This window comes from Streptomyces sp. NBC_01471 (assembly GCF_041438865.1).
In the GTDB taxonomy this organism is placed as follows: Bacteria; Actinomycetota; Actinomycetes; order Streptomycetales; family Streptomycetaceae; genus Streptomyces.
Map to the genome: position 1 here is coordinate 6,340,757 of NZ_CP109450.1, position 25,964 is coordinate 6,366,720.

Here is a 25,964-nt window from a genome sequence, read left to right on the forward strand (position 1 = left end):
GCTCGGACCGGCCGGTGGAGAGGGGAGGGCTCGGACCGGCCGGTGGGGGGGGGAGAGAGAGGGCTCAGACCCGGATGACCTGCGGTCCCAGCAGGGAGTAGCGGTGGGCCTCGGGTGCGGGCAGCAGCGTGCTGGTGACGATGGCTTCGAAGTCGGTGACGTCGGCGAACCGGCAGAAGCTCGACGCGCCGAACTTCGTGTGGTTCCCGGCGAACACCCGGCGCCTGGCGGCCCGGACGGCCTGCGCCTTGACCTCGCCGACCGCCGGATCGGGGGTGGTCAGACCGTGTTCCCGGGAGATCCCGTTCGCACCGATGAAGGCCAGGTCGATGACGAACCCGGACAGCATCCGCGTCGTCCAGTGGTCGACGGTGGCCAGGGTGCCCGAGCGCAGCCGGCCGCCCAGCAGCAGGACGGTCGTCCGCTCGGCGAGCGCCAGCGCCCCCGCCGTCACCAGGGAAGCGGTGACCACGGTCAGCGGACGGTCGTGCGGCAGGCACTCGGCGATCAGCTGCGGGGTGAACCCCTCATCGATGAAGACCGTCTCGGCGTCGCCGAGCAGCTGCGCCGCGGCCTCGGCGATCCGCCGCTTCTCCGGTACGTGCATCGTCGTCCGGAAGTCCAGCGTCGTCTCGAAGCCCGCGCTCTCCACCGGATAGGCGCCGCCGTGCGTACGCCGGACCAGCCCGTGGTCCTCCAGTGCGCGCAGATCGCGGCGCACCGTCTCCTTGGCCACGCCGAGCTGTGCGGACAGTTCGGTGACATCGACCGAGCCCGCCTTCCGGGCGGACCGGACGATCTCCCGCCGGCGCTGCTCCGCGCTCACTGACACTGGCTCTCCTCGGCTCTTCGCTTGCTGTGAGGAGAGTTGTACAGCCGTCCGGATCATGTGAACAGGGCAGGAACGGGCCTGATCCTGCCCGTTCCTGCCCGTATCCGGCAAGGGTGATACCCGGCCCCACCTGGGGTGGTGTGCCCGTCCGGGCACGGCGAAGGCCCGTCCGGTGTGCCGGACGGGCCCGTTCACTGCCCGGATGCGGGCGCCCGCGGTGCGGCGGGCCGGCGCGGGCCGGTCAGCGGGGCCAGATCGGCGGGTCGGTGAGGAACGGCCCGCCGAGGTGGGAGTGGGCCGGGTTCGCCGGGTCGAGCTCGCCCTGTTCGGCGATGAGCTGCGCCGCGTACGGCTCGGAGTCGTCCTGCGGCTCGTACCCCAGCGCCCGCGCCGACGCGAGGTCCCACCAGATGCGGGTGTTGGCCGACGATCCGTAAACGACCGAGTGTCCGACGCCGTCGGCGGTCAGGGCCGCGTGGAAGAGCCGGGCGCCGTCCCGCGGGCTCATCCAGACCGAGAGCATCCGTACCGAGGACGGCTCGGGGAAGCAGGAGCCGATCCGTACGGACACCGTCTCCTGGCCGAACTTGTCCCAGTACAGCTGGGCCAGGTCCTCGCCGAAGCACTTGGAGAGCCCGTAGTACGTGTCCGGCCTGCGCGGGGTGTCGACGGGGATCAACGTGCCCGGGGCGGCGGGGACTTCGCTCCCCGGGCTCGGGGTGTAGCCCACCGCGTGGTTGGAGGAGGCGAAGACGATGCGTCCGGTCCCCGCCGCGCGGGCCGCCTCGTAGAGGTTGTACGTGCCTTCGATGTTGGCCCGGAGGATCTTGTCGAAGGACGACTCCAGGGAGATGCCGGCGAGATGGATGACGGCGTCGACACCCCGCACCGCCTCGTGCAGCGCCTCCTTGTCGGCCAGGTCCGCGGTGATCGCCGAGGGCTCGCCCTCGACCGGTACGGCGTCGAAGAGGCGCAGCTCGTAGCCGTACGCGGGCAGCAGGCCCCGCATCAGGGTGCCGAGGCCTCCGGCGGCTCCGGTGAGCAGGACGGTGCGGGGAGCGGACATGAGCGGGTCTCTCCTCGGTGAATCGGAACCGGCCGACCGCGATAACGGACCCGCGGCGGCGGAACTGCGACGACGGACCGGCAACGGACGGACCGGCGGCGGACCTGCCACGACGGATCTGTCCATGGATGACATTCACATGCATGGACAAGTTAAGGAGCCTCGCCGGGCTCCGTCAAGTGTCGCGCGGAGCTGCGGATTCTGCTTCTGTGGTGGCGTTTCTCGTCTTGACCACCCCTGCCTCGCTGCCTTAGCGTGGCGAAGTTCAGAAATATAGACACTGATCAGAACTGTGCACGACTGGATGCCCCAGGGAGCGCCCGTGTCCTCAGCCCCGCTCGCCGGCCGACTCGATGGTCTGCTGTTCTTCCCCGTGACTGCGTACGGGCCGGACGGCGCCGTCGACCTCGATGCCTTCCGCGCGCATGTGCGCAGCGGCATCGACTCCGGTGCGGCCGCGGTCTTCGCCTGCTGCGGCACGGGTGAGTTCCACGCGCTCTCGCCGGAGGAGTTCGGCGCGGTCGTCGCCGCCGCGGTCGAGGTGAGCGAGGGCCGGGTGCCCGTCGTGGCCGGGACCGGATACGGCACGGCGCTCGCCGTCCAGTTCGCGAGGACCGCACAGCAGGCGGGCGCCGACGGGCTGCTCGCCATGCCGCCGTACCTCGTCACCGCGGGTCAGGACGGGCTGGTCCGCCACTACACGGCGCTCGCGGCGGCCACGACGCTCGACATCATCGTCTACCAGCGCGACAACGCGGTGTTCACTCCCGAGACGGTCGTGGCACTCGCACAGGTCGACGGAATCATCGGGCTCAAGGACGGGCACGGCGACCTCGACCTGATGCAGCGCATCATCAGCGCGGTCCGCACCGAGCTGCCCGGCCGGGACTTCCTCTACTTCAACGGGCTGCCCACCGCCGAACTCACCGCGCTCTCCTACCGCGCCGTCGGTGTCACGCTCTACTCGTCAGCCGTCTTCTGCTTCGCCCCGGACATCGCGCTCGCCTTCCACCGCGCACTGCGCTCCGGCGACGACGCGACGGCGAACCGGCTGCTCGACGCCTTCTACCGCCCGCTCGTCGAACTGCGCAACCAGCGCCGCGGATACGCGGTGTCGCTGATCAAGGCAGGGGTCCGGCTCGGCGGCCTTGACGTCGGCGAGGTCCGTCCCCCGCTCGGTGAGCCTTCCGCCGAGCACACCGGACAGCTCGCCGCCATCATCGAGCGGGGCCGCGCGGCCCTGGCCGTCCCCGCGGGACAGGGGGGCCGGGCGTGAAGGCCTCGGCCTTCCTCTACCCCTGGGACATCGTCGGCGACCCGGAAGCACCGGCCCGTATCGCCGGCCTCGGTGTCCAGCAGGTCACCCTTGCCTCCGCCTACCACTCGACCCGCGCCCTGACGCCGCGTCACCCCCGGCACCGGATCGTCACCGCCGGACACGCGTCCGTGCTCTACCCGCCGTCCCCGGAGCGGTGGGCCGGGCGGGAGCTGCGCCCGTACGCTGCCGGGTCCTGGGCCCCCACCCCCGATCCGTACGGCGAGGCCGCCGCCGCGCTGGCCGCCGCCGGCCTCGACGTCCACACCTGGGTGGTCCTGGCGCACAACTCCCGTCTGGGCACCGAGCACCCCGGCACTTCGGTGGTCAACGCCTACGGCGACCGCTACCCCTGGGCGCCCTGCATCGCCCAGCCCGCCACCCGTGCCTACCTCACCGATCTGGCGGTGGAGGCCGCGGTGCGACCCGGAGCGCGCGGCACCGAGCTGGAGTCGCTCGGCTGGTACGGCCTCGCCCATCTGCACGCCCACGACAAGATCGCCGGAGTGGGGCTCGGCGACGCGGGCCAGTACCTGATGTCGCTCTGCTTCTGTCCGGCCTGCGCGGAAGGGTACGGCGGACTCGGCCTGGACGCCGATGAGCTGAGCGCGGCCGTGCGCCGGGCACTGGAGCCGGGGTGGTCCACCGGGTCGTCCGGAGCGGACAGCTCCGCGATCGAGAAGCAGCTCGGGACCGATGTCGCCGCCGCCGTGCTGCAGTGGCGCACCCGGACAGCCCGGACACTTCAGGAACGCGCCGTCGCCGCGGTGCGGGCCGCGGCGCCCCCCGGCTTCCAGGTGCTGCTGCACGCCGACCCGGCCGTCCACCACTGCGGTGCGAACGCGGGCGTCGACCCCGAGCACATCCTCGGCGTCGCCGACGGTGTGGTCGTCCCCTGCACCGGCGGCCCCACCCTGCTGGCCCCCTTCGCCGTGCACCGCACGGCCCGCACGGTGCTCGCGGCCAACCTCACCGTCGTCTCCGGCATGGGCGGCAGCCCGGCCAGCCTGGCGGAGGGCGCGGCCCGCGCCGCGGGATTCGGAGCGACCGAACTGCGGCTGTACCACGCCGGGCTGGCGTCCGACCCCGATCTCGCGCTCGTACGGGCGGCGCTGTCCTGACCCCGGAGCCCGTTCACCCCTGCCCGCCTCACCCCTCTTGTCTCACCCCTGCTCGTCCCGCACCCGGTACACATGGGGGGTCGTGGTGGTGAGTGCGGAGAAGCCCAGCCGCTGGAGGATCGGGCGGCTGTCGTCGGACGCGTCGACCTGGAGGAGACGGACGCCGCGTGCGGCAGCGATCCCCGTGCGGTGGGCGACCAGGGCCCGGTAGATGCCCCGGCCGCGCCAGGCCGGAGCCGTCCCGCCGCCCCAGAGACTGGCGAACCCGGTGCCCGGATGGAACTCCATCCGCGCCGCGCAGACCGGTTCGTCACCGGCCATCGCCACCATCGCGACCATCGAATCCGGGTCATCGGCCAGCCGGGTCAGCACCTGGTGGTGGATCCGAGACCCGTCCTCACCGAACGCCGCCTCGTGCGCGCGGGTCATGAGAGCCACCCCGGCGGCATCGGTCACGGGCCGGAGCTCCACTCCCTCGGGCAGTCGCACCCCGGTCGGCAGCTGCCGCACCTCGGCGACCATCAGGGTCTCCGGCGGCCCGGGCGTGAATCCGGCCGCCACGAGCCGTTCCGCCAGGTCGGCCGGGCGGTCGTGGGCGTACAGCTTCCACTCGAACTCACGGTGCAGTGCGGTGAAATGCCGTACCTCCCCGGCGATGGCCGCATCCGCGCCGGCCGCGTCGAGGCCCGACCAGACGACGCCGTTCCAGCTGTCCGCGTCCGGGCCGGTCTGCCGCACGACGTCACCGACGCGCTCGACCACGCTGCCGGGCCCCTCCGGTGGCGCGTCCCGCCGCATGCGTAGGTCGAACGCCACCCGTACCGCTTCGAGGTCCATGCGGTCACTCAATATCCGGGCCCCGCGGGCCGCAACCGGGTTTCTCCGCAACAGATCCGCAAAGAGTCTTGTGAAGTCCATGTGATGCGCGTAGACAACCAGTGACCTGCAGTCCGTCACCACCAGAACCGGAGCACACGCGCATGCCCTCCAGACTCGCCAGGATCTCCGCCTGTACGGTCGCCCTCGCCGCGGCCGGCAGCGCCCTCTACGGCATCGGCGTCGCCACCGCCGACAACTCCGTGCCGCGGACGGACCGGGAGATCCCGAACGTCACCAAGGTCGAAGACAGCATCAACGCCTACTACGGCGGTACGGCCGACGCTTCGGGCGCCTACCAGGCGTCCCCGAAGAGCAACTACGCCAAGCAGGTCGGAGGCATCGAGGCACGGGCGAAGCGGCAGATAGCCGAGGCCGCCCACCGCACGAGCCACGGCCGCAGGCCCGCCATCGTGCTGGACGTGGACGACACGACGCTGCTCACGTACGACTGGGAGAAGAAGAACGGCTTCGCCTACAACGCGACCGCCTTCAACGACTACGTCCAGAGCGCGCGGTCGATCGCGGTCTTCGGCATGCCCGACGTCGTCAACTACGCGGCGAAGAAGGGCGTCACCGTCTTCTTCCTGACCGGACGTGACGAGTCGCAGCGCACCGCTTCGGCCACCAACCTCACCCGGGCCGGCTACCAGGTGCCGGTGGACAGGTCCCACTTCTACCTCAAGGACCCGGCCGCCGCCCCGTCCTATCTGAGCTGCGCGAAGCCCAAGTGGACGTGCAGCACGGTCCAGTTCAAGGCCGGGACCAGGAAGCACATCGAGTCTCTCGGCTACAGCATCGTCGCCAATTTCGGGGATCAGTACTCCGACCTCAGCGGCGGTTACGCCGACAAGACGTACAAGATCCCGAACCCGATGTACTTCCTGCCGTGACCGGCCCGGCCCGGCGCCCCCGCGAGGCGCGGCGCCGGGCCGGACCCGCCTGCCCGGTCGGGCCGGCGGGGCGGGAGCCGGCCGCCGTCCCGTGACCGGCCGGCTACTTCAGCGCCGCCGCCATCATCTTCTGGGCGACGGGCCCCGCGAGGCCGTTGCCGCTCACCTCCGCACGGGCCGCGTCCGAGTCCTCGACGAGCACCGCGACCGCCACCTCCTTGCCGGTCGACTTGTCCTTCGCGTACGACGTGAACCAGGCGTACGGCGCCTTGTCGTTGTTCACACCGTGCTGGGCCGTGCCGGTCTTGCCGCCCACCACGGCGCCGGGGACCTTCGCGCTCGAACCCGTACCCTGCTCGACGACCGTCTGCATCGCACTCTGCAGCTGGGCCGCCGTGGACGACGAGACGATCCGCTTGGACGGCTCCTTCTCGTAGGACTGGAGGGTGTTGCCGTCGCCGTCCGTCACCTTGGAGACCATGTGGGGGTCGGCCATCACCCCGCCGTTCGCCAGGGCGGACGTCACCATCGCCATCTGGAGCGGGGTGGCCGTCACGTCGAACTGGCCGATGCCGCTCAGGGCCGTCTCCGCCTTGTTCATGCCCGAGGGGTAGTTGCTCGCCGTCGCGCGCACCGGCATGTCCTGCTTGGCGTCGTTGAAACCGAACTTCTCCGCCATCGCCTTCACCTTGGCCTGGCCCAGGTCGTCGGCCACCTTGGCGAAGACCGTGTTGCAGGAGTACTCCAGGGCGGCGCGGAGCGTCGCGTTCTTGCAGGGGTCCGCGGCGCTCTCGTTCCCGAGGTCCGTGGACGTGCCGGGGAGCCGGTACGGGTCGGGGCTGTCGGTCTTCTCGTCGATCGACGAGAAGAGCCCGTCCTCCAGCGCCGCCGACGCGACCACCAGCTTGAAGGTCGATCCCGGGGGCAGCGGCTGGCGCAGCGCCCGGTTCAGCATCGGCTGGTTCTTGTCGGTGGTCAGCTGCTTCCAGGCGTCGCCGTCCGTCGTACCGCTGATCTTCGACGGGTCGTAGGACGGTGTGGAGACCATCCCCAGGATCTCGCCGGTCTTCGGATCGATGGCGACGGCGGCGCCCTTCTTGCTGCCGAGCGCTTCGTACCCCGCCTTCTGCACCGAGGGGTCGATCGTCGTCAGGACGTCACCGGGGGCGGTCTGCTTGCCGGTGAACGCGTCGACCGGGTTCTTCAGCCGGCTGTCCGTTCCGTCCAGGACATCGCTGTAGATCCCTTCGAGCTGCGTCGATCCGTACGCCTGTGAGCTGTACCCGGTCACGGCCGAGTACAGGTCTCCGTCGGTGTACGTACGCCGGTAGGCGAGGTCGCCGCCGTCCGTCTTCTTCGAACCGGTGACCGACCTGCCTCCCACGATGATGTCGCCGAGCGGCTTGGCGTACTGCGCGATGGCGGTACGCCGGTTGTCCTTGTTGTTCGCGAGGGCCTGGCTCTCGTACGCCTGCACCCAGGTCGCCCGCCCGAGCAGGGCGAGGACCAGGAGCAGGCAGAAGACCGAGGCACGCCTGATTGTCTTGTTCATCCCGTATGAGGACGAGCGGGACGGGCGGAGCCGTTCCCCTCCGGCTGATTTCTCAGCGATCTCTCATCTGCCGGTCCGCGGCGCGGACCGCTCTCAGAGCCTGCGGGTGGCGAGGGTCAGCCGGTCGCGGGCGTCGAAGAGCGCGTCCTTGACCATCTGCTCATGGGCCGGGGTGAGCCGGGCCACCGGCACCGAGCAGCTGATCGCGTCGCGGGCCGGGGTCCGGTACGGGATCGCCACGCCGAAGCAGCGGAGCCCCAGCGTGTTCTCCTCGCGGTCCACGGCGTACCCCTGCTCGCGGACGAGACGCAGCTCCTCGATGAGCTTCTCGCGGTCGGTGATGGTGTGCTCGGTCAGCTGCGGCAGGGTCTCCGGCAGCATCTTGCGGACCTGCTCGTCGCTGTGGGTGGCGAGCAGCGCCTTGCCCAGCGAGGTCGAGTGCGCGGGCAGCCTGCGGCCGACCCGGGTGAACGGGCGCAGATAGTGCTGCGACTGCCGGGTGGCCAGATAGACGACGTTCGTCCCGTCGAGGCGGGCGAGGTGGATGGTCTCCGTCGTGTCGTCGGAGAGCCGGTCCAGGGTGGTGCGGGCCGCGGCGACGACCTCGTCTCCGTCGATGTACGACGTGCCGACGAGCAGGGCGCGTACGCCGATGCCGTACCGCGTGCCGGTCGCGTCGGTCTCCACCCAGCCCAGCTCCACCAGCGTGCGCAGCAGCATGTAGAGACTGGACTTGGGGTAGCCGACCGCCTCCTGGACGGCTGCGAGCGAGTGCATGCCGGGGCGCCCGGCGAAGTACTCGAGCAACTCGACCGTCCGCACCGCGGACTTGACCTGCGCCCCACCTGCTGTCTCGGCAGCCGACATTCGACCTTGCCCCTCTTGTCAATGTTGAACGCGCGTCATTAGAGTTCCAGGAGAATTCATCATCAGGAACTTTGTTCAGAATACCGAACAACTTTACCGAACAACTCGTTGTGCGGCAGTGGTTTGCGGCAGTGGATCTGGAAGGACGTTCGCGGTGGCAGCAACACCAGTCTGGAGTGTCGACCCCCGAACCGGGAAGCAGCGCGAGCAGGTCGCGCTGGAGGCCACGACGGGTGAAGTGGACCAGGTGGTCCGCGCCGCCCACGCCGCACGCGCGTCGCTCGCCGACCGTAGAGTACGGGCAGCGCTGCTGCGCGCCGCCGCCGACCTGCTCGACGAGGCCGGGCCGCACGTCATCGAGGCCGCCGACGCCGAGACGGCGCTCGGCCCCGGCCGGCTCACCGGTGAACTCGCCCGCACCACAGCGCAGTTCCGGGCGTTCGCCGACGTGATCGACGAGGGTTCCTTCCTCGACATCCGCATCGACCACCCGGACGCGGGGGCGACCCCGCCCCGGCCCGATCTCCGCCGGTACAAGCTGCCCCTGGGCGTCGTCGCGGTGTACGCGGCGAGCAACTTCCCGCTGGCCTTCTCGGTGCCGGGCGGCGACACCGCGAGCGCGCTCGCGGCCGGCTGCCCGGTCGTCGTCAAGGCGCACCCCGACCACCCCGCCACGTCGGAGCTGTGCGCCTCCGTGCTGCACCGGGCCGCCGAGCAGGTCGGCCTCGACCCCGCGGTGGTCTCCGTGGTGCACGGCTTCGACGCCGGAGTGGCACTCGTCAAGCACCCGCTGGTCGCCGCGGCCGGTTTCACCGGCTCGGTACGCGGCGGCCGCGCCCTCTTCGACGCGGCTGCCGCCCGGCCGGTCCCGATCCCCTTCCACGGCGAGCTGGGCTCGCTCAACCCGGTCGTCGTGACGGAGGCCGCGGCGGCCGAGCGTGCCGAGGAGATCGGCGCGGGGCTCGCGGGCTCCGTCACACTCGGCACCGGACAGTTCTGCGTGAAGCCCGGCTTCGTGCTCGCACCCACCGGCCCCGCGGGCGACGCCCTGGTCAAGGCGCTGACCGCCGCGGTCAGCGACAGCGAGGCCGGTGTCCTCCTCGACCACCGGATGCGGGACAACTTCCTGACGGGTGTACGCGAACGGGCCGCCCTGACCGGCGTCGACGTCCCGGTCACCCCCGGGGCGGGCGGCGAGCACACCGTCAGCGCGGGGTTCCTGACCCTGCCCGCCGCGCTGCTCGCCGCGGACGGCGAGCACGATCTGCTCCTGGAGGAGTGCTTCGGCCCGGTCACGGTCGTCGCCCGCTACGACTCGACCGACGAGGTCACCGCCGTGCTCTCCCGGCTGCCGGGCAATCTGACGGCGACCCTCCAGGTCTCCGCCGCCGAGGCCGCGGGCGAGGGCGCCGCGGCCGCCCTGCTCGACGAGCTCACCCCGCTCGCCGGACGGGTCCTGGTCAACGGCTGGCCCACCGGGGTCGCGGTCGCACCCGCCCAGCACCACGGCGGCCCCTACCCGGCCACCACCTCCACCTCCACCTCGGTCGGCGGCACCGCCGTCGAGCGCTGGCTGCGCCCGGTCGCGTACCAGAGCACGCCCGACCCACTGCTCCCGCCGGAACTGCGCGAGGCCAACCCGCTGGGCCTGCCCCGCCGTATCAACGGCCAGCCCGAGTGACCCGGCTGCCCGAGCTGCCCTTCCCGCTGCTTCCGGAGGGCCCGCAGGCCCCCTGGTCGTACGAGGACGGGGCGCTCTCGGTGCGCGCCGGGGCGCGCGAGGACCTGTTCGTGCCCCCGGCGGGCGACTCGCTGGACCCGGCGTCGGACGCGCCCAGGCTGCTCGGCACGCCACCGCCCGGTGACTTCCAGCTGATCGCCCGGGTGGCGGTCGGCTTCGTCGGCGCCGGGGACGCGGGCGCGCTGTACCTGGAGACCGGCGCACGGGAGTGGGCCAAGCTCTGCTTCGAACTCTCCCCGGACACCCCCACCGTCTGCTCGGTCGTGACCAGGGGGTACTCCGACGACGTCAACTCCTCGGTGGTGGAGGGCGGCAGCGTCTGGCTGCGGATCAGCCGGACCGGAAAGGCGTTCGCCTTCCACGCGTCGGCCGACGGCGAGCGCTGGACGTTCGTCCGGGTCTTCGCACTCGGCGACGCCGGCGCGGCGGCCGGCGCCCGGATCGGCTTCCTCGCCCAGTGCCCCGCCGCGGGCGGCTGCGCGGTGACGTTCGACTCCGTCGCCTACCGGGACCACGCGCCCCGGGGACTCCGCGACGGAAGCTGACGGGGCTGACGGCGGCCGACGGTGGAGGGGCCGGGCGGGGGCAGCGCCCGCCCGGTCCCGCCGCCGTTTTCAGCCGTCCTGCAACCGCGTGGTGATCAGCCGGCGTCCATCCCCGCATGACATCCGTTGCTGTGATCCGCCCGGCCCGCCCGGAGGACATCGACGCCATCGCCGCATTCCACGCGGCGGCCCGTGCCACGTACTACGAAGGCCGGATACCGGTCGAGGAGTACGCGAGCCCCGAGGTGCACGCACAGGTGCGGGACGGCTGGGTCCGCGCGGTGGACCGGCAGGACGGCGGGGTGCTCTGCGCCGAGGTCTCGGACATCGTCACCGCGGTCGCCTCGTTCCGGGTGATCGACGGGTCCATGACCCTCACGCAGTTCCACGTCGACCCGCCGAGCTGGAGCCGGGGGATCGGGAGCGCCCTGCACGACGCGGTGGTGGCCGCCTGGCAGCGGGACGCGGTGCCGGGAGCCCGGCTCGAAGTGTACGAACACAACCTGCGCGCCCAGCGGTTCTACGCCCGCCACGGCTGGCTGCCGGACGAGTCGGCGGTCAGCGACCCCGACAGCGCACACCTCTCCCTGCGGCTGGAGGTCCCGGCTGCCCCGGCCCGGAGCTGAGGGCCGGGGCGAGCGCCGGGCCCGGCGCACCCCGCTCCGGCGCACCCGAACCCGGGCTCCGGGTTCCGCGCGAACGACGGGGGCGGCCGCGCCGTCCGGCCGTCCCCGTCGTTCCGCTGTCTCCGAGGGGCTATTCGGTGACGTGCACCGCGCCCGACGGGCAGAGCATGCCGGCCTCGCGGGCCCCGGCACGGGCCTCGTCGCCGGGATCGGCGGTCAGCACCGTCACCACACCGTCGTCGTCCTGGTCGAAGACGCCGGGCGCCGTCATCGCGCACAGGCCCGCTCCCACGCAGACCTCCCGGTCGGCCGTCACGCGCATGGCTGCTCCTTTCGCCGCGGTCACCAGGTGACCGGGAGTTCGTTGACGCCCTGGATCGTCGTACCCGGGCGCAGTGTCAAACGGTCCACCGGGACCGCCAGCCGCAGGTTCGGCAGCCGGTCGAACAACGCCGTCAGGATGACCTCCAGTTCGAGCCGGGCCAGGTTCTGGCCGAGACACTGGTGTACGCCGTAGCCGAACGCCAGGTGGTGGCGGGCCTCGCGGCGTACGTCGAAGGTGTCCGGGTCGGCGAAGACCGAACCGTCCCGGTTGGCTATGGAGTTGGTGACGATGACGCCTTCGCCCGCCCGGATGCACTGCCCGTCGATCTCGATGTCGGCCGTGGCGAGCCGCGCCCCGGCGATGTCCGCGATCGCCAGATAACGCAGCAGCTCCTCCACCGCGCCCGGCACGAGCGACGGGTCGGCGCGCAACGCGGCGTACTGGTCGGGGTGTTCGAGCAGGGTGATGACGCTGAGCGAAGTCATCGACGCGGTCGTCTCGTGGCCGGCCACCAGCAGCAGGATGGCGGTCGACACCAGTTCCTCGCGGTCGATCGTGCCCTTCTCCAGCTGCTCCGTGACCAGGGTGCTCAGCAGGCCCGGCCCGGGCTTGCCGCGCAGGGAGTCCACCAGGCCGCCCAGGTAGTCCTCCAGTTCGTCGCGGGCGGCACGCGTCCCCGCCGCGTCCGGGGACTGGATCAGCCGCCTGCTGGCGTCCTGGAAGAAGTCGTGCTCTTCGTAGGGCACGCCGAGGAGCTGGCAGATCACCATGGACGGCACGGGGAGTGCGAACTGGCTGACGAGGTCGGCGGGCGGCCCGGAGGCGATCATCTCGTCCAGGAAGCCGTGCACGATCTGCTCGACGTCGGCGCGCATGCCCTTGATGCGCCGGACGGTGAACTCGCTGATGGTCATGCGGCGCTTCGGCCCGTGCTCGGGCGGGTCCAGGCCGATGAAAGCGGGCCGGCGGTCCCGGAAGCTCACCACCCGCTCGGACGTCGCGGGGAAGGCGAGGTCTGTCCGGTCGGACGACAGCCGGGGATCGGCCAGCAGCTTCCGCGCCGTGTCGTACCCGGTCGCCAGCCAGACCTGCCGCCCGTCGTAGAGAGTGACCCGCTGCAGCGACCCGTCCTGTCCTCGGAGGTCGTTGTACTGGTCGGGCAGGCGGTAGGGGCAGGTGCGGTCGCTGGGAAAGGCGGGGGCGCCTGAAGGGGGCGTCGTAACGGTCTCGGTCATCGTTCCCTCGATGTGCTCGACGCTTAAAGAACGGTCAGTTCTCTAAACTGAGGCTAGGCTGACGCACGCGAGGTCCACAACGGGTGTTCAACAAATGGCTGGGAGTCATGCCTCCAACCAACGGGGACGTGCCGGACCGATCGGCCGGCGACCATCGCAGAAATCCGCGCCGCCGGGGCGAGGAGCTGGAGAAGGCCATCCTGACGGCGACCGTCGAGGAACTCGCCGAGGCCGGTTACGCCGGACTGACGATGGAGCGGGTGGCGGCGCGGGCCCGTACCGGCAAGGCCACCCTGTACCGCCGGTGGCCGGGACGTGCCGAACTCGTCGTCGACGCCTGTGCGGCCTCCCGTCTGTCCGACGCGGATCTGCCCGATACCGGCGCTCTGCGCACCGATGTCATGGCCGCGCTGCGGCAGCTCTCCGCCCGGCTGGCCACCTCGCACGGCGACATCCTCCGCGGCCTGCTGACCGAGGCCATGCACGATCCCGAGTTCGCCCGGCTGGTCCGCGAGCGGGTCCACAGCGCCGGCCCCGGGCCGATCCAGAGTGTCCTGTGGCGTGCTGTCACGCGTGGCGAGATCGAGCCGTGGATCCCCGCGTCACGGCGCGCGACCGTGGCGGTCGATCTGCTCCGCAACCACTTCCTGCTCTTCGGGGCCCCGGTCCCGGAGGCCGTCATCACCGAGATCGTCGACGACGTCTACCTCCCGCTCCTCCTCGCCCCACCGAGTGCCCCGCCGGACAGCCCCCCGGCCCCGCCGCCGAACGGCACGGACAGGGACGGGTAGCCGGATCCGAGGGCGCTTCGTGAGCGCTGTCGTGAGCGCCGCGAGCGCACTCGATCACGCGAGCGTGAAGTCCCCGGGGCGCGACCCCGGGTCACGGCAACGGGCGGGTGAGCCACACCACTTCACCGCTGTCTTCCGTGGAGACGTGATCCCGCTCGAACCGGAGCTTCTCCAGGACGCGGAGCGACGGCGTGTTCCAGGTGCCGACGGTCGCCCAGAGCCGTTTCCGCCCGGTCGCCACAGCGGCATCGAGCACCGCGCCGGCCGCCTCGGTGGCGTAGCCGCGCCCCTGCGCGTGCTGGAACAACTCGTACGCGATTTCGGGCTCCTCCAGGGTGGAGCGGCCGATGATCAGCCCGCAATAGCCGATGAAATCGCCTTCGGCACGGCGCTGGACGGGCAACAGGGCGATCCCCGTTGTCGCCGTCGCGGTGAGCAGCTTCGTGATGGACGTCCGGGCGTGCTCGACCGTGGGCGTCCCTTTGCCGCGTTCGGTGAGGAGGGCGCGGAACTCGGCGGCGTCCGACTCGGCCCACGGCCGCAGTATCAACCGCTCGGTCTCCAGGTGGAACGACATCGTCTCGTACGTAGCCATGCCCCCACCCTGCCCCACCGGTCACCGGCCACCGCGAGCCGCCCCGGACCCCGGACCCCGGGGGCCGGGGCCGCCGGGAATGAGCCGGTCCGCGGGCATGTTCACCTGGGTGCGCGGGGAGCCTCCTGCGCCGTACGCCCCCTGGAGAGATGAAGAACATGCGCGTCGAGATCTGGAGCGACATCGCCTGCCCCTGGTGCTATGTGGGCAAGGCCCGGTTCGAGAAGGCCCTCGCCGGCTTCCCGCACCGTGACCAGGTCGAGGTGGTGCACCGCTCCTTCGAGCTCGACCCGGGGCGGGCGAAGGGCGACGCCACGCCCGTCATCGGGATGCTCAGCAAGAAGTACGGGATGAGCCCGCAGCAGGCGCAGGAGGCCGAGAACAACATCGCCGCCAACGCCGGTGCCGAAGGGCTCGGCTACCGCACGGAGGGCCGTGACCACGGGAACACCTTCGACATGCACCGGCTGCTGCACCTCGCCAAGGAGCAGGGGCGCCAGGACGAGCTGATCGGGCTGTTCTACCGGGCGAACTTCGCCGACGAGCGGTCCGTCTTCGACGGTGACGCGTATCTGGTGGAGCTGGCCGTGGAGGCCGGGCTCGACGCCGACGCGGTACGCGCGGTGCTCGCCGACCCCTCCGCCTACGCCGACGACGTACGGGCCGACGAGCGCGAGGCGGCCGAGCTCGGCGCGAACGGCGTGCCGTTCTTCGTCCTGGACCGGGCCTTCGGCGTGTCCGGCGCCCAGCCCGCCGAGGTCTTCACCCAGGCGCTGGGCCAGGCCTGGGACGCCAAGCCCCGGCCGGCGATGGTCAGCGGTGACGGTGAGGTCTGCGGTCCCGACGGATGCGAGGTCCCGGCGGCGGGGGACCGGGCCTGATCGTCCGGTTCGGCCGCCCGGAGGTCACCCCCCGCCGAGCGCCTGCGCCGCGTCGTGGAAGGCGCGGCGCACCGCTGCGATGCCGTCCCCCTCCCTGCTGGGATGCACCCGGTTCGTGAGCAGCACCGCGTACCGTCCGGTCGCCGGGTCGACCCAGAGGCTCGTGCCGGTGAACCCCGTGTGCCCGTACGAAGCGGGCCCGAAGGAGTCGCCGACGGGGGAGCCGGCCCGGTCCTGGCCCTGCCAGGCGAGCCCCCTGCGCAGCGCCAGGCGGTCCGTGCGGGCCGCTGTCATCAGGGCGAACGTCGCGGGGCGCAGCAGTTCCCGGCCCCCGCCCGCCAGTGACCTGCCCAGTCGCTCCATGTCTCCCAGCGACGCGAACAGACCCGCGTGGGCGGCCACCCCGCCGAGCACCGCGGCGTTCTCGTCGTGCACCTCGCCGGTCACCACCCGGCCGCGCCACGGGCAGTCCTCGGTGGACACCGCGCGCGTCCGGCCCGCCGGGCCCGGGATGAAACCGGTGTCCGCCATCCCCAGGGGCGCGCAGACCAGTTCCGCCACCAGTCGGTCCAGGGGGCGCCCGGTGGCGGCCTCCGCGATCAGCCCGAGGAGGATGAAGCCCTGCGAGGAGTACTGGACGCGGGTGCCGGGCGGGGCGGTCGGCGGCAGCTTCCGTACCGCGTCCAGCAGCGTCGCCCGCGTCGGGTTCTCCCGGTAGAGCGGCACCCCTCCGGGCAGCCCCGAGGTGTGTGTGAGCAGGTGGTGGAGCGTCAGCCCCGCCTTGTCGCCGCCCCGGTACTCCGGCAGATGGGTGCCGACGGTGTCATCGAGCGCCAGGGTGCCTGTATCGGCCAGGGCCATCACCGCGAGGCCCGCGACCGGCTTCGTCACCGATGCGAGATCCCACAGCTCACTGCCGTCGAGTTCAGGGCCCGTCCAGCTCCTGGTGCCGGTCCAGCCCCGGTCCAGCGGGCCTTCGGCGGTGCCCACCGACCAGGCGGCCGCCGAGTACACCCGGCGCTCCCGCCCGGCGGTGAGCAGCGCGGCCGGCCGGCCGGTGCCCGCCGCGCTCACGTCCGGCCCCCGTCCCGCGCCGCCGTACCTCCGACGACGCCGAGCGCGGGCCCGCTGCTGCCGAGGCCGGCCGAGACGGTGCGGGCCGCCGCGCGCACCATCGGTCCGAACAACTCGGCGCTCTCCGGATCCAGGGTGAACGTCAGCCCGGAGACGCCGATCGCGCCCACCACCCGCCCGTCCCCGTCCGTCACCGGTGCGGCCACCGCGCGGACGTCCTGCTCGTGGTACTCGTCGTCGACCGCGTAGCCGCGCACCGCCGTACGGCGCAACTCGGCCCGGATCGCGCCGGGTTCGGTGGGGGTACGGGAGGTGCGCGCGGTGAGCGGAGTCTCGTCGAGCACCGCGCCCACCTCCGCATCCGGCAGCACGGACAGCATCGCGAGACCCGCCGCGGTGCAGTACAGCGGGGTCTCGCCGCCGGGCCGGGTGCTCATCCGGTAGCCGCGCACCGGTTCCGACTGCTCCAGGTGTACGGCGGCGCCCCGGTGCCGTACCGCGTAGTACGCGAGCAGGCCCGTGCGGGTGCGCAGATCGGCCAGCGCCGGGCGGACCAGCCGGAGGTCGTCCCCGGTGTCCAGCGCGGCCGCGGCCAGGCCGAGCAGCCGGGGCCCCGCGCGGTAACTGCCGCCCTCCGCGGGCTGGGCGAAGCCGTACTCGGCCATGGTCCGCAGATGGCGGTGGACCGTCGGTTTGGTGAGCCCGGTGCGCCGCGCGATCTCGCCCAGCCGGTGCGGGCCGCCCGCCTGTACCAGTGCCTCCAGTACCTCCATCGCTTTGTCGACGGGGCCCTTCCCGGGCTCCTGCTCGCTCGATCGGGTGTTGACCGTGTTCGGCATGACGCCTAGCTTAACGCCATCGCATTCCATCTTCCGGAACGGAAGTGTTGTTCAATGGAACGAATACGTCAGAGGTGGGCCGTGGACCGCAGCCACCCGTCCCGCCGCGACGTGGTGCGGCTCGGCGGTCTGCTCGTCCCGGCCCTTGCCGCCCCGGCTCTCCTGACGGGGTGCGGCGCCAACCCCGCGAGCAGCGCCGGCAATGTCCTGCGGGTTTCGCAGCCCAGCGACGCCACGACCATGGACCCGCAGAAACAGGGCGACATGGTGTCGATGAACGCCCTGATCAACATGTTCGACACGCTCACCACCCGCGGCCGCGACAACAAGCTCCACCCGCGCCTCGCGCTCTCCTGGACGGCCCGCTCCGCACACACCTGGCGGTTCCGGCTGCGCCCCGGCGTGGCGTTCCACAACGGCGAGCCCTGCGACGCGGCCGCCGTGAAGTTCAGCATCGAGCGGCTGCTCGACCCGGCGACCAAGTCGCCCATCGTCGAGCTGCGTTACGTGAAGAGTGTGAGCGTCGTCGACCGCCTCACCGTGGATGTGCACACCACGCTGCACGACCCGATCCTGCCCGACAAGCTCTCCCTGTTCGGCGGGGTGGTCGTCCCGCCGCGCTACATCGCCCGGGCCGGGGACGAGGGATTCGCGAACCACCCCGTCGGCACCGGCCCGTTCACCTTCGTCAGCTGGCAGCGCGACCACCAGCTGCGGATGCGGGCCAACACCGAACACTGGCAGGGCAGGCCGAGCGTGGACGAACTGGTCTTCAGCCCGGCGCCCAACCCCTCCTCCTCGCTGGCCGCACTCCAGAGCGGCGGCGTCGACCTCGTCACCGGACTGACCCCCGACGCCGCGCAGCAGCTGGAGGGGTACCCCGGGGTGACGCTGGACAGCTACCCCGGCATCCGCACCTCGTACCTCTCGCTCAACACCCTGGACGGCGGCCCGCTGGGCGACCACCGGGTGCGGCAGGCGCTCAACCACGCGATCGACGTGCCGCTGCTCATCAAGGCGGTGCTGGGCGGCAAGGCACGTGAGGTCCCCGCGATGATCCCGCGCGGCGCCTTCGGCTTCGACCCGTCCGTCACACCCTTCACCCGCTCGGCGTCCAGGGCCCGAGCGCTGCTCGCCGAGGCCGGTTACCCGCACGGCTTCTCCACCACGCTCACCGCGTCCAACGTCGACTCCAATGTCGCCGAAGCGCTGTCGGGACTCCTCGCCGAGGCCGGGGTGCACGCCCGCGTCGCCCTCCTCGACCCCGGTACGTACGCGGCCCGGCTCACCTCCGACGACCACGGCGCGCTCGGTCCGATGTACCTGGCCGCGAGCACCGTCTGGACCCTCGACGGCGAGAGCATGCTCCAGTCCGTCGTACGCAGCGACCGCAGGCAGAGCCGCTGGCACTCCAAGGAGGCGGACCGGCTCATCGACACCGAGGAACTCGGCGTCGACCCCGCCGGACGCGCCCGCGCCTTCTCCGACCTCCAGCGGCTGATGCGCGAGCAGGCGCCCTTCGTCTTCCTCTACCAGCTCGACAACATCCTCGCCCGCAACGCACGGCCCCGCTGGAAACCGGGCGCCGCGGGCTCGCTGGCCATGCAGAACGCGGAGGTCACGGTATGAGCGACCTGTCCCTCCGGGAACCGGACACGTCGGAACCGGACGGTACGCCGGCCACCCCGGCCCGGACCGCCCGCGACCGGACCCGACTGCTGCGCGGCGTCCTGGTCCGGCTCGGCACCGCGCTGCTCGTCCTGCTGTGCACGGCGACCGTCTCGTTCTTCCTGGTCCGGCTCTCCGGCGACCCCGTCAAACAGCTCCTCCCGCCGGACGCCACCGCCCACCAGGAGACCGTGCTGCGCGCGAGCCTCGGCCTGAACCGGCCGCTGTTCACCCAGTACCTGGACTTCCTGTGGGGGCTGCCCCGCCTCGACTTCGGCAACTCCCTCTTCTACAACGAGCCGGTCAGGACCGTGCTGGCCGACCGGCTGCCCGCCACCCTCCAACTCGCGGGCGCCGCACTGGTGGTGACCCTGGTCGTCGCGGTGCCCGCCGGGATCTTCGCGGCCATGCGCCGCGGCCGGGCCTGCGACCGCGGAGTGATGACCGGGGTGCTGCTCGGGCAGTCCACGCCGCCCTTCTGGGTCGGCATCCTGCTGATCCTCGTCTTCGCGGTGGGGCTGCACGTCCTTCCGGCGTCCGGATACGGCACCTTCGCCAACCTCGTCCTGCCCTCGGTCACCCTCGCCGTCTACTCCGTCGCGGTGGTGGCGCGGCTGCTGCGGTCCTCACTGATCGACGTGCTCTCCTCCGACCACATCCGGACCGCCAGGGCCAAGGGGTTCGGCCCGGTCGAGGTGGTGCTCAGACACGGGCTGCGCAATGCCTCGCTGCCCGTGATCACGGTGGTCGGGCTCGAAGTGGGCAGCCTGCTCGGCGGCGCGATCCTCACCGAACAGGTCTTCTCCTGGCCCGGCGTGGGACAGCTGACCATCGAGGCCATCTCCAAACGGGATTTCCCGCTGGTCCAGGCCACCGTCCTCTTCTTCGCCGCCACCTTCGTCGTGGTGAACCTGCTGGTGGACCTCTCCTACAGCTTCCTCGACCCGAGGGTGAGGTCATCCCGATGAGTCCGCTGCCTCCGACCACCACCACCCCGCCGGCCACCCGCCCCACCGCTCGGGGCGGCGGCCCCGGATCCGCCGCGCTGCGGGCCCTGCTGCGCAACCGGCTCGCCGTCGCCGCCCTGGCCGTACTCGCGGTCATGCTGATCGCCGCCGTGTTCGCCCCGCTCATCGCCCCCTGCGACCCGAACGCGCAGAACCTGCTGTTGCGGCTCCGGCCGCCCGCCTGGCAGCACGGCGGCAGCAGCGCCCACCTCCTCGGCACCGACCAGCTCGGCCGGGACATGCTGTCCCGGGTCGTCTACGGCACCCGGGTCTCGCTCCTGGTCGGCGCGGGCGCCGCGCTCCTCGCCGGAGTCATCGGCACGGCCGCCGGCCTCGCATCCGGGTACTTCGGAGGCTGGACCGACCGCGTACTGATGCGGCTGGCCGACGTCCAGCTCGCCTTCCCGGCGATCCTGCTGGCGCTGGCCATCGTCGGCTTCCTCGGCTCCGGCCTCTGGTACGTGATCCTCGTGCTCGGCTTCACCGGCTGGGTCTCCTACGCCCGCGTCGTCCGCTCCGAGGTCATGTCGCTGCGCTCCCGCGACTTCATCACCGAGGCACGGGCCATCGGCGTCACGGACGCCGCCATCATGCGCCGCCATCTGCTGCCCAACGTGATGGCGCCCCTCGCCACCATCGGCACCCTGCACGTCGCCGCCGCCATCGTCGCGGAGGCGTCCTTGAGCTACCTCGGCCTCGGGGTCCCCAAGGAGACCGTCACCTGGGGCTCGATGCTCTCCGACGGACAGCTCTACCTGGGCACCTCCTGGTGGCTCGCCGTCTTCCCGGGAGCCGCCCTGATGGTCACCTCGCTCGCTGTCAACATCACCGGCGACGCCCTGCGCGACGTCGCGGACCCGAAGGCGTACCGCCGATGAAAGCCAGTCAGGCGGAGCCGCTGCTCCGCATCAGCGACCTCAGCGTCGACTTCCGGCTCGAAAGCTCCACCGTGCACGCCGTACGGGGCGTCTCCCTGGAGGTCGCCGCGGGCGAGACGCTCGCCGTGGTCGGGGAGTCCGGCAGTGGGAAGACGGCCACCGCCCTCTCCGTGCTGCGCCTCAACCCGGCTCCGCTCTGCGTCTACAGCGGCGGCGAGATCCTCTTCGACGGCCAGGACCTGCTCGCGCTCTCCGAGAAGGAACTCGGGCGGATCAGGGGACATGACATCGCCATGGTCTTCCAGGACCCGGTGACCAGCCTCGACCCGCTCCAACGCGTCGGCAGCCAGGTCGCCGAAGTGCTCCGGCACCACCAGGGGCTGTCCCGGGCCCGCGCCGGGGAGGCCGCCGTCGCGGCACTGGACGAGGTCGGCATCCCCGACCCGGAACGCCGCTACCGGCAGTACCCGCACGAGCTCTCCGGCGGGCTGCGCCAGCGCGTGATGATCGCGACCGCGCTGGTGGGCAGGCCGCGGGTGCTCATCGCCGACGAGCCGACCACCGCGCTGGACGTCACCGTGCAGCGGCAGATCCTCGACCTCCTCGTCGAGCTCCGGCAACGGCACGGCATGGCCGTCGTCCTCATCACCCACGACCTCGGCGTGGTGGCCGAGACCGCCGACCGGGTCGCCGTCATGAACCACGGCAGGGTCGTGGAGACCGGTGGCGTCCTGGACGTCTTCGCCCACCCGGCGGACGACTACACCCGCCGACTCCTGGACGCGACCCCTCGATTGGAGCCGGCATGACATCCGGAACCGGCCCGGCACAGCCCGGCACAGACCCCGGCCCGGGCGCCGGTGCGGAGCCCGCACCGCGCCCCGGACAAGGCCGTCCACTGCTCGAACTCGACTCTCTCCGGAAGGAGTTCGGCAGCAGGCCGGTGAGCGTGGCGGTGGACGACGTGTCGCTGACGGTGTACGAGGGCGAGACGCTGGCCCTGGTCGGCGAATCGGGGTGCGGCAAGACCACGCTGACCAGGCTGCTGCTGCGGCTCGTCGAACCCACCGCCGGGAGCGTGCGGTTCGCGGGGCAGGACCTCGGCACACTCAGCTCCGCCCAGCTGCGGGCCGTCCGGCGTGAGATGCAGGTCGTCCTGCAGGACCCCTACTCCAGCATGAACCCGCGGATGCGGATCGCCGACATCGTGGCGGAACCCCTGGTCACCCACGATCCGGCCGCGCGCGGCCGGCGTGGCCGGGCCCGCACCAGGGAGCGCGTCGGCGATCTCCTGGAGGCGGTCGGTCTGGACGCGGGCATCCAGGACCGCTATCCGCACGAGTTCTCCGGCGGCCAGCGCCAGCGCGTCTCGATCGCCCGCGCACTCGCCATCGAACCCCGGCTCGTGGTGCTCGACGAACCCACCAGCGCCCTGGACGTCTCGGTGCAGGCGAGGATCCTGGATCTGCTCGCGGAGCTCCAGCAGCGCCTCGGCCTGACGTATGTCTTCGTCTCGCACAACCTGGCCGTCGTGCGCCAGGTGGCCGACCGGGTCGCCGTGATGCGCCGGGGCGCCCTGGTGGAGGTCGGCGACGCCGCCGATGTGTTCCGGCGCCCCCGGCACGAGTACACCCGCCGGCTCCTCGACGCGGTGCCGGACCCGGACCCGCGCACCGCACGCCGGACGGCCGGGCCGCGGGACGGCGCGGCAGGGACGGGCCCGCGATGACCGGGACCGCCGCGGCGCCCGCCACCGTACGCACGGACCTCCCGGGCCCGGCCGTCACGCGCGGCGCTGCCCTACAGGTACGACAGAACGAGACCGGCCCCGCCCAGCAGCGCCACATCGTCCACGGCCGCCGCGCCGACCAGCACCCTCGGCTGTTCGGCGGCGCCCGACGCCCCGTCGGCGCTGTCGGCGCGCAGCCGTTCCTCGATCAGCGTCCGGAACCGCTCGCCGCCCTCCCGTGCCTCGCCGTGCAGCACGAAGAGTCCGGGGGCGAAGAGCTGCTGCACATTGACCAGGCCCAGGGCCAGGTTCCGCGCGTACTCCTCGACCACCCGGCGGGCCGGCCCGTCCGTCCGCTCCACCAGCCCGGCCAGCGAAACCCGGTCGCCGAGCCCGGCCGCCCGGGCGCGCTCCCGCAGCCAGCGGGTCGTGGCCACGGTCTTCCAGCAGCCGCGACGGCCGCAGGTGCACGGATCACCGCTGGCCGACACGGTCATATGGGCGCCGCTGCGGCCACCCGGCGGGGCCAGCACCTCACCGTCGTAGAGGATGCCCACGCCCAGCACCCCGCCCGTCGAGACCGATGCGAAGGTACGCCGTCCGCGGCCCGCACCGAACCAGCGGTCGCCGAGCACCTGGAGCCTGGCCCGGTGCTCGACCCGCACCCGCAGCCCGGTCAGCGCGCCCAGCCGTGCCGCCACCGGATAGCCGTGCAGTCCGGGGACGTCGTTGACCTCGGTGATCAGGCCCGCGCCCGGGTCGACGAGCCCGGCGGCGGCCACCCCTACCCCGTCCGGGTCATGACCGGCGAAGACCCGGGCCGCCCCGGCGAGCGCTGCGTCGATGTCGCGCGGTGTCGCCGCGCCCGCGTCGTACGTGGTCTCCGCCCGTTCCAGCACGGCGCCCGACATCGTCAGGACGGCCGCCGTGATCCGGCCGGGCACCAGCTCGACCGCGCCGAGCGTCCGCCGGGCGCCGGACGCGAGGGGGGCCGGAGCGGGCTCGGGCACCAACCGCAACGGAGAACGTCTCTGCACCATGCGCCGACTCTGCCACGGCGGAGTTTCGAGGAGGTAGCGCTGTGAGCCAACTGCAACCGACGACCGGACAGACCCGGCTGACCGAACTGACCTGGGGCGAGGTGCGCGCCGCCGGCGAGCACGGCATCGCCCTGCTGCCCATCGGGTCCCAGGAACAGCATGCCGGTCATCTGCCGATGGGCACCGACACCCTGCTCGCCGAGGCGGTGATCGACCGGGCGGGCGCCCTGCTCGACCGGGAAGGGGACGTTCCGGAACTGGTCCGGCTCCCTGCCCTGCCGTTCGGGCACAGCCCGCACCATCTGTTCGCCGCCGCCGTCTCGCTCTCCGCCGCCACTCTGGGCGCGGTCCTGGACGACATCCTGGACTCGCTCGTGACCAGCGGATACCGCCGGATCATGGTGGTGAACGGACACGGCGGCAATGACGAGATCATGCGCCTCGCCGTGAAGCGGTTCGCGCTGCGCTCCGAGGTGACGGTCGCCGCCTGCTCGTACTGGACCGTCACCTCCGGTGCGGACGACGGGGGCAGGCCCGGGATCACCCCCGGCCACGCCGGGTGGTTCGAGACCTCGCTGATGCTGGCGGCCCATCCGCGTCTCGTCCGCACACCGGTACCGGCGCGCCCGCCCGTCGAGCCCCCACCGCTCTTCGACAACCCGCCGTACCCGGGGCTGACCGTGGAGCGCCACGGCGAGTGGGAGCGGGTCGGCGGTTCGACCGACGATGCGTCCGGCGCCGAGGCGGAGAGCGGCGCCCGGCTGCTCGACGACCGGGCCGCCGGGCTGGCCCGCGCGATCCGCGCGTTCGACGCGGCGTCCCGCTGAACCACTGAGCCACCGCAGCACTGAACCGAGCCGGACCCGAGGAGAGACAGAGAGAGATATGAAGATCACCGATGTCGACGTATGGGTTGTGAACCTTCCGCTGGTCAACCCGTTCACCAGCTCGTTCGAGACCAAGACGGGGGAGACCCGCACGGTGGTGCGGATCCGTACCGACACGGGTGTCGACGGCTGGGGCGAGACGATGTGGGGCCGCCCGGTCGCGGCGATCGTCGAAGCGCTCGCCGCCGACCTGATCGGCACCAGCCCGTTCGCGCTGGAGAGCTTCCACCGCAAACAGCACATGGTGCCCTTCTTCCACGGCTATCTGGGCTACGCGGCCATCGCCGCCCTGGACGTGGCCTGCTGGGACGCGATGGGCAAGGCGACCGGGCAGTCGGTCACCGACCTGCTGGGCGGGCCGGTGCGCGACGAGGTCCCGATCACCGCGCTGGTGACCCGCGCCGACGCGCCCGGGGTGGGCGCCGACGGGCTGCCGCAGGCGCTGGCCGAGCACACCGCACGGGTCGTGGCCGAGGGCGGCTTCGACGCGGTCAAGCTCAAGGGCACCAGGGACGTCGCCGGTGACGTCGCCATTCTGCGGGCGGTCCGCGGGGCCCTGCCCCGGGTGGACCTGCGGGTCGACCCGAACGCGGCCTGGTCGGTCCCCGACTCGGTGCGCGCCGGGATCGCCCTGGAGGAACTCGACCTGGAGTACCTGGAGGACCCCTGTGTGGGCATCGAGGGCATGAGCCAGGTGCACGCCAAGGTCCGGATCCCGCTGTGCACCAATATGTGTGTCGTCCGTTTCGAGGAGTTTGCCCCGGCGATGCGGCTGAACGCCGTCGACGTGATCCACGGCGACGTCTACAAGTGGGGCGGAATCGCCGCGACCAAGGCGCTCGCCGCCCACTGCGAGACGTTCGGGCTCGGGATGAATCTGCACAGCGGCGGCGAGCTGGGCATCGCGACCGCGGCACATCTGGCGGTCGTGTCCAGCACACCGGTGCTCTCACGGGCGATCGACAGCATGTACTACCTGCACGCCGACGACATCATCGAGCCGCTGCACCTCGAAGGCGGCCGGCTGCGGGTGCCCACCGGACCCGGCCTGGGCGTGAGCGTGGACGAGGAGAAACTGCGCCACTTCGCCGGTGTCAACGAGAGGGAAGGGGACCTGACCGGATGAGCACGCCACCAGGACAGCGGGGGGAGCGGGCCGGCAGGCGGGCGGTACGCAGTGCGCACGCGCCCCGGCCCGCCGGGGCCTACAGCCAGGGCGTGCCGGCCGGAGGGTTTCTGTACACGGCCGGGTTCGGCCCGCAGGACCCGGCGACCGGGGAACCGCCCGGCACGGTCGGACAGCAGACCGCCCAGGCGCTGCGCAACGTCCGGGCGGTGCTCGCCGAGCGCGGGCTGACCCTGGACGACGCCGTCAAGGTGACCGTGCATCTGGCCGATCTGCACCGGGATTTCGCCGCCTTCGACGCGGCGTACGGCGAGTTCTTCACCGCCCCGTACCCGGTGCGCACCACGGTGGGCTCCGAGCTCATGGACATCCTGGTCGAAATCGATGTGGTGGCGTACGCCGGTGCATGAACGAGTCCCGCACAGGAGGGAGAACGCGCAGGTCAGGTCCGCTCC

Annotated in this window: 27 protein-coding genes; 16 read left to right on the plus strand and 11 right to left on the minus strand. The window is 72.1% G+C overall.

The annotated features are described in order from the left end of the window. Nucleotides 1-64 precede the first annotated feature (64 nt). Together OG285_RS28345 and OG285_RS28350 are read right to left on the minus strand one after the other, a co-directional pair. Nucleotides 65-826 carry a DeoR/GlpR family DNA-binding transcription regulator gene (locus OG285_RS28345; protein WP_356833678.1) on the minus strand — a complete coding sequence of 254 codons (762 nt, stop codon included), beginning with the start codon at nucleotides 824-826 and terminating at the stop codon, nucleotides 65-67. A 247-nt stretch (nucleotides 827-1,073) separates the two neighbouring features. Next, nucleotides 1,074-1,898 (minus strand): NAD-dependent epimerase/dehydratase family protein, encoded by an 825-nt coding sequence (locus tag OG285_RS28350; protein WP_371792594.1) that lies wholly within the window; start codon nucleotides 1,896-1,898, stop codon nucleotides 1,074-1,076. Between the two features lie 322 nt (nucleotides 1,899-2,220). Here OG285_RS28350 and OG285_RS28355 point away from each other — a divergent pair, with 322 nt between their 5' ends. Both OG285_RS28355 and OG285_RS28360 read left to right on the plus strand, forming a co-directional pair. Beyond that, nucleotides 2,221-3,174: a 5-dehydro-4-deoxyglucarate dehydratase gene (locus OG285_RS28355; protein ID WP_356833524.1), complete on the plus strand. Its 954-nt coding sequence runs from the start codon at nucleotides 2,221-2,223 to the stop codon at nucleotides 3,172-3,174. Then, on the plus strand, nucleotides 3,171-4,334 hold the full coding sequence (locus OG285_RS28360; RefSeq protein WP_371792595.1) for a hypothetical protein: 1,164 nt from the start codon (nucleotides 3,171-3,173) through the stop codon (nucleotides 4,332-4,334). Before OG285_RS28355 ends, OG285_RS28360 begins: the two co-directional genes overlap by 4 nt. Before the next feature lie 42 nt (nucleotides 4,335-4,376). Here OG285_RS28360 and OG285_RS28365 read toward each other — a convergent pair whose 3' ends face one another. Then, entirely contained in the window at nucleotides 4,377-5,171 is a 795-nt protein-coding gene (locus OG285_RS28365; protein WP_371792596.1) for a GNAT family N-acetyltransferase, read from the minus strand. A gap of 143 nt (nucleotides 5,172-5,314) precedes the next feature. Here OG285_RS28365 and OG285_RS28370 point away from each other — a divergent pair, with 143 nt between their 5' ends. After that, nucleotides 5,315-6,103, plus strand: a complete 789-nt coding sequence (locus OG285_RS28370) for an HAD family acid phosphatase (protein WP_356833530.1) — start codon at nucleotides 5,315-5,317, stop codon at nucleotides 6,101-6,103. 103 nt (nucleotides 6,104-6,206) lie between these two features. On the opposite strand, the gene OG285_RS28375 is transcribed toward OG285_RS28370, so the two are convergent. Both OG285_RS28375 and OG285_RS28380 read right to left on the minus strand, forming a co-directional pair. Further along, nucleotides 6,207-7,655 (minus strand): penicillin-binding protein 2, encoded by a 1,449-nt coding sequence (locus OG285_RS28375; protein WP_356833532.1) that lies wholly within the window; start codon nucleotides 7,653-7,655, stop codon nucleotides 6,207-6,209. Between the two features lie 93 nt (nucleotides 7,656-7,748). Then, the gene (locus OG285_RS28380) at nucleotides 7,749-8,522 is read right to left on the minus strand and encodes an IclR family transcriptional regulator (RefSeq protein ID WP_371792597.1); all 774 of its coding nucleotides are present in this window, start codon (nucleotides 8,520-8,522) and stop codon (nucleotides 7,749-7,751) included. 154 nt (nucleotides 8,523-8,676) lie between these two features. Here OG285_RS28380 and OG285_RS28385 point away from each other — a divergent pair, with 154 nt between their 5' ends. The 3 genes from OG285_RS28385 (at nucleotide 8,677) to OG285_RS28395 (ending at nucleotide 11,434) form a co-directional block, all read left to right on the plus strand. Further along, nucleotides 8,677-10,203 (plus strand): aldehyde dehydrogenase (NADP(+)), encoded by a 1,527-nt coding sequence (locus OG285_RS28385; RefSeq protein WP_371792598.1) that lies wholly within the window; start codon nucleotides 8,677-8,679, stop codon nucleotides 10,201-10,203. Beyond that, nucleotides 10,200-10,808 (plus strand): DUF1349 domain-containing protein, encoded by a 609-nt coding sequence (locus tag OG285_RS28390; RefSeq protein ID WP_356833538.1) that lies wholly within the window; start codon nucleotides 10,200-10,202, stop codon nucleotides 10,806-10,808. The genes OG285_RS28385 and OG285_RS28390 overlap by 4 nt, the downstream gene beginning before the upstream one ends. A gap of 116 nt (nucleotides 10,809-10,924) precedes the next feature. Next, nucleotides 10,925-11,434 carry a GNAT family N-acetyltransferase gene (locus OG285_RS28395; RefSeq protein ID WP_371792599.1) on the plus strand — a complete coding sequence of 170 codons (510 nt, stop codon included), beginning with the start codon at nucleotides 10,925-10,927 and terminating at the stop codon, nucleotides 11,432-11,434. 130 nt (nucleotides 11,435-11,564) lie between these two features. On the opposite strand, the gene OG285_RS28400 is transcribed toward OG285_RS28395, so the two are convergent. Continuing rightward, nucleotides 11,565-11,756 carry a (4Fe-4S)-binding protein gene (locus tag OG285_RS28400; RefSeq protein WP_356833543.1) on the minus strand — a complete coding sequence of 64 codons (192 nt, stop codon included), beginning with the start codon at nucleotides 11,754-11,756 and terminating at the stop codon, nucleotides 11,565-11,567. A 20-nt stretch (nucleotides 11,757-11,776) separates the two neighbouring features. Further along, nucleotides 11,777-12,994, minus strand: coding sequence for a cytochrome P450 (locus tag OG285_RS28405; RefSeq protein WP_356833545.1), 1,218 nt, complete (start codon nucleotides 12,992-12,994; stop codon nucleotides 11,777-11,779). Nucleotides 12,995-13,122: 128 nt separating this feature from the next. On the opposite strand from OG285_RS28405, the gene OG285_RS28410 reads away from it, so the two are divergent. Further along, nucleotides 13,123-13,785, plus strand: coding sequence for a TetR/AcrR family transcriptional regulator (locus tag OG285_RS28410; RefSeq protein ID WP_371792600.1), 663 nt, complete (start codon nucleotides 13,123-13,125; stop codon nucleotides 13,783-13,785). 91 nt (nucleotides 13,786-13,876) lie between these two features. On the opposite strand, the gene OG285_RS28415 is transcribed toward OG285_RS28410, so the two are convergent. Further along, nucleotides 13,877-14,380 (minus strand): GNAT family N-acetyltransferase, encoded by a 504-nt coding sequence (locus OG285_RS28415; RefSeq protein ID WP_371792601.1) that lies wholly within the window; start codon nucleotides 14,378-14,380, stop codon nucleotides 13,877-13,879. Between the two features lie 158 nt (nucleotides 14,381-14,538). On the opposite strand from OG285_RS28415, the gene OG285_RS28420 reads away from it, so the two are divergent. After that, a complete protein-coding gene (locus OG285_RS28420; RefSeq protein ID WP_356833552.1) occupies nucleotides 14,539-15,261 on the plus strand; it encodes a DsbA family oxidoreductase in 723 nt (240 codons plus the stop codon). Nucleotides 15,262-15,285: 24 nt separating this feature from the next. On the opposite strand, the gene OG285_RS28425 is transcribed toward OG285_RS28420, so the two are convergent. Together OG285_RS28425 and OG285_RS28430 are read right to left on the minus strand one after the other, a co-directional pair. After that, nucleotides 15,286-16,335 (minus strand): serine hydrolase domain-containing protein, encoded by a 1,050-nt coding sequence (locus OG285_RS28425; protein WP_371792602.1) that lies wholly within the window; start codon nucleotides 16,333-16,335, stop codon nucleotides 15,286-15,288. Further along, nucleotides 16,332-17,174, minus strand: coding sequence for an IclR family transcriptional regulator (locus tag OG285_RS28430; RefSeq protein ID WP_356833556.1), 843 nt, complete (start codon nucleotides 17,172-17,174; stop codon nucleotides 16,332-16,334). The genes OG285_RS28425 and OG285_RS28430 overlap by 4 nt, the downstream gene beginning before the upstream one ends. Nucleotides 17,175-17,228: 54 nt before the next feature. Between OG285_RS28430 and OG285_RS28435 the strand changes: the two genes are divergently transcribed. Genes OG285_RS28435 through OG285_RS28455 form a run of 5 tightly spaced genes read left to right on the plus strand, consistent with a single transcriptional unit; the run spans nucleotide 17,229 to nucleotide 22,456 of the window. Beyond that, a complete protein-coding gene (locus OG285_RS28435; RefSeq protein ID WP_356833558.1) occupies nucleotides 17,229-18,803 on the plus strand; it encodes an ABC transporter substrate-binding protein in 1,575 nt (524 codons plus the stop codon). Beyond that, complete coding sequence (locus OG285_RS28440) at nucleotides 18,800-19,810, plus strand: ABC transporter permease (RefSeq protein ID WP_371792603.1); 1,011 nt, start codon at nucleotides 18,800-18,802, stop codon at nucleotides 19,808-19,810. The genes OG285_RS28435 and OG285_RS28440 overlap by 4 nt, the downstream gene beginning before the upstream one ends. Further along, nucleotides 19,807-20,727 (plus strand): ABC transporter permease, encoded by a 921-nt coding sequence (locus OG285_RS28445; RefSeq protein WP_371792604.1) that lies wholly within the window; start codon nucleotides 19,807-19,809, stop codon nucleotides 20,725-20,727. Before OG285_RS28440 ends, OG285_RS28445 begins: the two co-directional genes overlap by 4 nt. Continuing rightward, nucleotides 20,724-21,536, plus strand: a complete 813-nt coding sequence (locus OG285_RS28450) for an ATP-binding cassette domain-containing protein (RefSeq protein WP_371792605.1) — start codon at nucleotides 20,724-20,726, stop codon at nucleotides 21,534-21,536. Before OG285_RS28445 ends, OG285_RS28450 begins: the two co-directional genes overlap by 4 nt. Further along, a complete protein-coding gene (locus OG285_RS28455; RefSeq protein ID WP_371792606.1) occupies nucleotides 21,533-22,456 on the plus strand; it encodes an ATP-binding cassette domain-containing protein in 924 nt (307 codons plus the stop codon). Before OG285_RS28450 ends, OG285_RS28455 begins: the two co-directional genes overlap by 4 nt. Nucleotides 22,457-22,527: 71 nt before the next feature. On the opposite strand, the gene OG285_RS28460 is transcribed toward OG285_RS28455, so the two are convergent. Further along, on the minus strand, nucleotides 22,528-23,496 hold the full coding sequence (locus OG285_RS28460; RefSeq protein ID WP_371792607.1) for an ROK family protein: 969 nt from the start codon (nucleotides 23,494-23,496) through the stop codon (nucleotides 22,528-22,530). Nucleotides 23,497-23,546: 50 nt separating this feature from the next. Between OG285_RS28460 and OG285_RS28465 the strand changes: the two genes are divergently transcribed. From OG285_RS28465 to OG285_RS28475, 3 genes are read left to right on the plus strand one after another with little or no spacing between them, the layout of a single operon-like run. Beyond that, nucleotides 23,547-24,323 carry a creatininase family protein gene (locus OG285_RS28465; protein ID WP_371793642.1) on the plus strand — a complete coding sequence of 259 codons (777 nt, stop codon included), beginning with the start codon at nucleotides 23,547-23,549 and terminating at the stop codon, nucleotides 24,321-24,323. 58 nt (nucleotides 24,324-24,381) lie between these two features. Beyond that, on the plus strand, nucleotides 24,382-25,509 hold the full coding sequence (locus tag OG285_RS28470; RefSeq protein ID WP_356833568.1) for an enolase C-terminal domain-like protein: 1,128 nt from the start codon (nucleotides 24,382-24,384) through the stop codon (nucleotides 25,507-25,509). Beyond that, nucleotides 25,506-25,919 carry a RidA family protein gene (locus OG285_RS28475; RefSeq protein WP_371792608.1) on the plus strand — a complete coding sequence of 138 codons (414 nt, stop codon included), beginning with the start codon at nucleotides 25,506-25,508 and terminating at the stop codon, nucleotides 25,917-25,919. Before OG285_RS28470 ends, OG285_RS28475 begins: the two co-directional genes overlap by 4 nt. The last annotated feature ends 45 nt before the right edge of the window (nucleotides 25,920-25,964 follow it).